General features: G+C 69.9%; 6 protein-coding genes and 1 pseudogene. 2 read left to right on the plus strand and 5 right to left on the minus strand.

Annotation, left to right across the window (positions count from 1 at the left end; all coding sequences use genetic code 11):
- Together G3N97_RS36645 and G3N97_RS36650 are read left to right on the plus strand one after the other, a co-directional pair.
- Window positions 1-188 (plus strand): annotated as a pseudogene (locus G3N97_RS36645) (threonine-phosphate decarboxylase); the annotation flags it as partial.
- Window positions 188-1,105 (plus strand): cobalamin-binding protein, encoded by a 918-nt coding sequence (locus G3N97_RS36650; RefSeq protein ID WP_205997666.1) that lies wholly within the window; start codon window positions 188-190, stop codon window positions 1,103-1,105. The pseudogene G3N97_RS36645 and the gene G3N97_RS36650, both read left to right, overlap by 1 nt.
- A gap of 35 nt (window positions 1,106-1,140) precedes the next feature.
- On the opposite strand, the gene cobC is transcribed toward G3N97_RS36650, so the two are convergent.
- From cobC to G3N97_RS36675, 5 genes are all read right to left on the minus strand, one after another.
- Window positions 1,141-1,740, minus strand: coding sequence for an alpha-ribazole phosphatase (gene cobC, locus G3N97_RS36655; RefSeq protein WP_205997667.1), 600 nt, complete (start codon window positions 1,738-1,740; stop codon window positions 1,141-1,143).
- Complete coding sequence (locus tag G3N97_RS36660; RefSeq protein WP_074984692.1) at window positions 1,725-2,492, minus strand: adenosylcobinamide-GDP ribazoletransferase; 768 nt, start codon at window positions 2,490-2,492, stop codon at window positions 1,725-1,727. Before G3N97_RS36660 ends, cobC begins: the two co-directional genes overlap by 16 nt.
- Before the next feature lie 7 nt (window positions 2,493-2,499).
- Window positions 2,500-3,597, minus strand: coding sequence for a nicotinate-nucleotide--dimethylbenzimidazole phosphoribosyltransferase (gene cobT / locus G3N97_RS36665; protein ID WP_205997668.1), 1,098 nt, complete (start codon window positions 3,595-3,597; stop codon window positions 2,500-2,502).
- A 92-nt stretch (window positions 3,598-3,689) separates the two neighbouring features.
- On the minus strand, window positions 3,690-4,550 hold the full coding sequence (locus G3N97_RS36670) for an ABC transporter ATP-binding protein (protein ID WP_205997669.1): 861 nt from the start codon (window positions 4,548-4,550) through the stop codon (window positions 3,690-3,692).
- Window positions 4,547-4,840 (minus strand): iron chelate uptake ABC transporter family permease subunit (locus tag G3N97_RS36675; protein WP_205997670.1); only part of this gene is annotated, 294 nt, incomplete at its 5' end. The genes G3N97_RS36675 and G3N97_RS36670, both read right to left, overlap by 4 nt.

Raw genomic sequence — 4,840 nt, forward strand, 5'->3', positions numbered from 1 at the left:
TGTTCGCGTGGATCGACGACGCGCGCGCCGCGCAATTGCAGGACGCGCTCGCCCGCCATGCGGTGTGGACGCGCCGCTTCGACGCGCCCGCGAGCCTGCGCTTCGGCCTGCCCGCATCGGAGGAAGAATGGCAGCGCTTCGAGATCGCGCTGAGTCAGGCGATGGCCACGCTGGAGGCGTCGCGCTGATGCGCCGCTTCGCCGCTTTCCTCGCGTACGCCGCGTGCATCGCGTGTTCGATCGGCACGGCGCACGCCAGCGTCAGCGCGACCGACGACGCGGGCAACACCGTCACGCTCGCCGCGCCCGCGCAGCGCGTGATCAGCCTCGCGCCGCACGCCACCGAATTGATCTACGCAGCAGGCGGCGGCGCGAAGCTCGTCGGCACCGTGAGCTATAGCGATTACCCGCCGGCCGCGCTGAAGGTTCCGCGCATCGGCGACAATCGCGCGCTCGACCTCGAACGCATCGCCGCGCTCAAGCCCGACCTGATCGTGGTCTGGCGGCACGGCAACGCGCAGCAGCAGATCGACCGCCTGCGCGACCTGCATATCCCGCTGTTCTTCAGCGAGCCGCATCGTCTCGACGACGTGGCGACGTCGCTCACGCGACTCGGCACGCTGTTCGGCACCGACGACACCGCGCAGGCCGCCGCCGACGCCTATCGCCGCGACATCGCGCAACTGCGCACGCGCTACGCGCAGCGCGCGCCCGTGCGCGTGTTCTACGAAGTCTGGGATCAGCCGCTCATGACGATCAACGGCGAGCAGATCATCAGCGACGCCATCACGCTCTGCGGCGGCCGCAATGTGTTCGCCGCGCTGCATCCGCCCGTCCCGACGCTCTCGACCGAAGCCGTGCTCGCCGCGAATCCCGAGGCGATCGTGACCGCCTCACCCGGCGCGACCGTGCCGGATCGGCCCTTGCCCGCGCTCGACCGCTGGCGTGCGTGGCCGCAACTCGCGGCCGTCGCGCACGGCGATCTGTTCGCCATCGACGGCGATCTGCTCTCGCGCGCGGGTCCGCGTCTCGCGCAGGGCGCGGAGCAGCTTTGCAAGGATCTCGATCAGGCGCGCGTGCGCGACGCGGCTGGCAAGGCAAATTGATTCGCCATCCGAATCAATTCAAAACAACGAATCGATCAGGCGTTCCAGCGAGCCAGTTGCCACTCGCCGCTGTGCAGGTCACGGCGTAGCCACACGATCGCGGCCATCTCCAGCGGCCAGTTCGAACAACGCGCAAGCGTCAGCCCCAGCGCACGCGCCGTAATCGCGCGGATCACACCCGCATGCGCGACGGTCCACAGGCACGCGCGCGGCGCCAGTCCCAACGCGTCGAGGCCTTCGAACCACGCGGTCACGCGCGCGTCGAACTGCGCGACGCTCTCGCCGCCATGCGCGCGAGCATGCTCGAAATCCGCGGCCCAGGCGTCGAGCTGCGCGCGCTCGATCGCGTCCCAGCGCTGCATTTCCCACGCGCCGAAATCCATCTCCGCGAGACGCGCATCGTGTTGCGGCACGAGCGTTACATGCTGTTGCGCGAGCGCCTCCGCGACACCCGCGCAACGCGACAGCGGACTCGATGCGATGCGATGCGGCGCGCGCACGCCGAGCGTCGACAGCCGCGCGGCAATCGCCGCCGCACCCGCTTCGACGGACGCGGCGAGCGGCACGTCGGTGCTGCCGTAGCAAACGCCCGGCTCGACCGCAACGGCCGGATGGCGGATCAGTACGAGATCCATGCGAGCCCCACGAGGTAGATCGCCAACTCGAACACCTGCTGCGCGAAGCCGAGACAATCGCCCGTATAGCCGCCGATGCGCCGCACGAAATAGCGGCCGAGCGCATAGCGCAGCGCGATCAGCACGACGAAGGTGACGAGCGCCGCGCGCCAGTCCGGCCACGCGGGCCACAGCAGCCACGGCAGTCCGAACAACAGCGCGCAACCGAGCGCGGCCGCGCCCATGCGCTGCGCGACCGGCTTGGCCTTGCCCTCGGGCCGTACGTATTCGAGCGTGACGAGATAGCTGATCGCGAACGCACGGCTCGCCGCATGACCCGCGATCATCAGCGTGGCCGCGCGCAGCGGCGGCAGCGCCGCGAGCGTCTGCCACTTGATGAGCAGCGCGAGCACCGCGCCAATCGCGCCGAACGCGCCGATCCGTGAGTCGTGCATGATGCGCAGCACGTCCTCGCGCGTGTAGCCGCCGCCGAACGCATCGAGACAATCGGCGAGACCGTCTTCGTGGAATGCGCCGGTGGCGAGCAGCGTCGCCGCCATCGACAGCAGCACCGCCACGCCCGGCGGAAACACGCGCAGCGCCGCCAGATAGACCAGCGCCGCGAGCGCGCCGATCAACGCGCCGACGAGCGGAAAATAACGCGCCGCCGCATTGAGCCACTGCGGCTCGAAGCCGACCCAGCGCGGCACCGGCACGCGCGTGAAATAGCCGAGCGCCGTGAAGAAGTAACGCAGTTCCGCGAGCGGATTCATCGCGGGATCAGTGGCGTGCGCCGGGCGTATTGGCGCTGTGATCGGCGCTGTGATCGGCGCGGTCGTCCACGCCCGCCGACTCGAAGCTCGCCATCTCGTTGAGGAAGGCCACGGCCGCGCGCAGCAGCGGCACCGCGAGCGCCGCGCCCGTGCCTTCGCCGAGGCGCAGATCGAGCGCGAGCAGTTCGCGTCCGCCGAAATAATCGAGCATGCGTCGATGGCCCGCTTCGTTCGACGCGTGCGCGAACACGCAGTAATCGCGCACGTTCGGCGCGAGCGAATCGGCCACCAGCAGCGCCGAGGTCGCGATGAAACCGTCGACGAGAATCGCCATGCGCTGACGCGCCGCTTCGAGAAACGCGCCCGTCATCATCGCGATTTCGAAGCCGCCGAACGTGGCGAGCACGTCGAGCGGTTCGCGCACCTGAGCGTGCTTTGCGAGCGAGGCCGCCAGCACGTTGCGCTTCTTCGCGAGACCGGCGTTGTCGAGACCGGTGCCGCGCCCCACGCATTCGTCGATGGGCACGTTGCACAGACGGCTCATCAGACACGCCGCCGCCGACGTGTTCGCGATGCCCATCTCGCCGAAGCCGATCACGTTGGTGCCGAGCGCCGCGTGATGGCGCACGCGCGCCGCGCCCGCCGCGAGCGCGCGCACCGCTTCGTCGCGCGTCATCGCCGGCTCGTGCGCGAAATTGCGCGTACCGCGTGCGATCGGCACGCTGACGAGTTGCGCCGATTCGGGCAACGGCGCGGCCACGCCCGCATCGACGATTTCGAGCTCGAGCCCGCTCACGCCGCTGAACGCGTTGATCGCCGCGCCGCCCGCGAGAAAATTCGCGACCATCTGCGCCGTGACCGCTTGCGGATACGGGCTCACGCCTTCGTGCGCGATGCCGTGATCGCCCGCGAACACGATCATCGCGGGACGGGTCACGCGCGGCTGCGTGCTGCGCTGGATCATGCCGAGCTGGCGCGCGAGCGTTTCGAGGCGGCCGAGGCTGCCCGGCGGCTTGGTCTTGGTGTCGATCAGATGTTGCAGCGTGTCGCGCAGCGAGACGTCGAGCGGTTCGATGGTGAGCAGATCGGAAAGCGTCGTGGTCATAGGTCGTTCGTTAGCGTTCGGCGCGCGCGGCGCGTGGGTGTTTGTCGCCGCGCGCGAATCATGTGTGATGGGCGAAATCGGGTCGATGCGGATCAGCCGGGCGCGTGCGTGGAACCGAGCGCCGGCACGAGCGCTTCGTGCGGGCCGTCGCGGATCAGCACGAGCGCGTGGCCGAAGGCTGCGCTCGCGCGCTCCGCCGTCAATACCTCGCGCACGGGGCCGGCGTAATAGCCGCCGCGTCCGTCGAGCAGCAGCGCGTGGGTCGCGAAACGGCGCGCGAGATTGAGATCGTGGCACGAGAGCACGACGGCGCGCGGCTCGTCTGCTGTCCCGGCGCGAACCCATTGCGTGAGCGCATCGAGACACGCAATCTGATGATGCAGATCGAGATGCGCCAGCGGTTCGTCGAGCAGCAACAGCGGCGCATCCTGACACAGCACCGCCGCGAGCGCGACGCGCTGACGCTCGCCGCCCGACAGCGAGAGCACGTCGCGCCCGGCGAAGGCTTCGAGGCCGAGCGTGGCCAGCGCTGCATACGCGGCGGCGCGATCGTCGTCGCTTTCCCAGCCCCAGCCCGCGAGATGCGGATAGCGGTTGAGCAGCACGGTATCGAGCACGCTTGCGCTGAACGCGTCGCGCACGTCTTGCGGCATCAGCGCGCGTCGTTGCGCGAGCGGCACGGGCGGCCAGTCGCGCAGTGTCACGCCATCGACTTCGACATGGCCCGACGCAGCGTCGCGCAAACCGGCGAGCGCGGAAATCAAGGTGGTTTTGCCCGCGCCGTTCGCGCCCGCGAGGCACCAGATTTCGCCCGCGCCGATGTCGAGCGTGAGGTGTTCGACGAGCGTGCGCGATCCCGCGCGCAAGGTGAGCGCGCGCGTGGCGAGTAATGACGATGCACCCGGCGATGCACTCGACGATGCGCTCGACGGCGTGATCGGCAAGGCGCTCATCGCGTGCGTCTCCGCAGCAGCATCCACAGGAACACGGGCACGCCCGCGAGCGCCGTCACCACGCCGACCGGCAATTGCGTCGGCGCGGCCACGGTGCGCGCGACGAGATCGGCGCCCATCACGGCCGCGCCCCCCGCGAGCGCGGGGGGCGGGACGTGCGCTGCGGGCACCGCGAGGCCGTGCCGTTTCATCGCCCGCTGCCAGGCGCTCAGGTAGATGTGCGCCTGCATCGCATCGCCGCCGGGAATCGCCAGCGCGATGCGCCGATGCCCGCGCTCGACGAGTTGCGC

This window comes from Paraburkholderia sp. Ac-20347, assembly GCF_017104805.1.
Taxonomy (GTDB): domain Bacteria; phylum Pseudomonadota; class Gammaproteobacteria; order Burkholderiales; family Burkholderiaceae; genus Paraburkholderia; species Paraburkholderia tropica.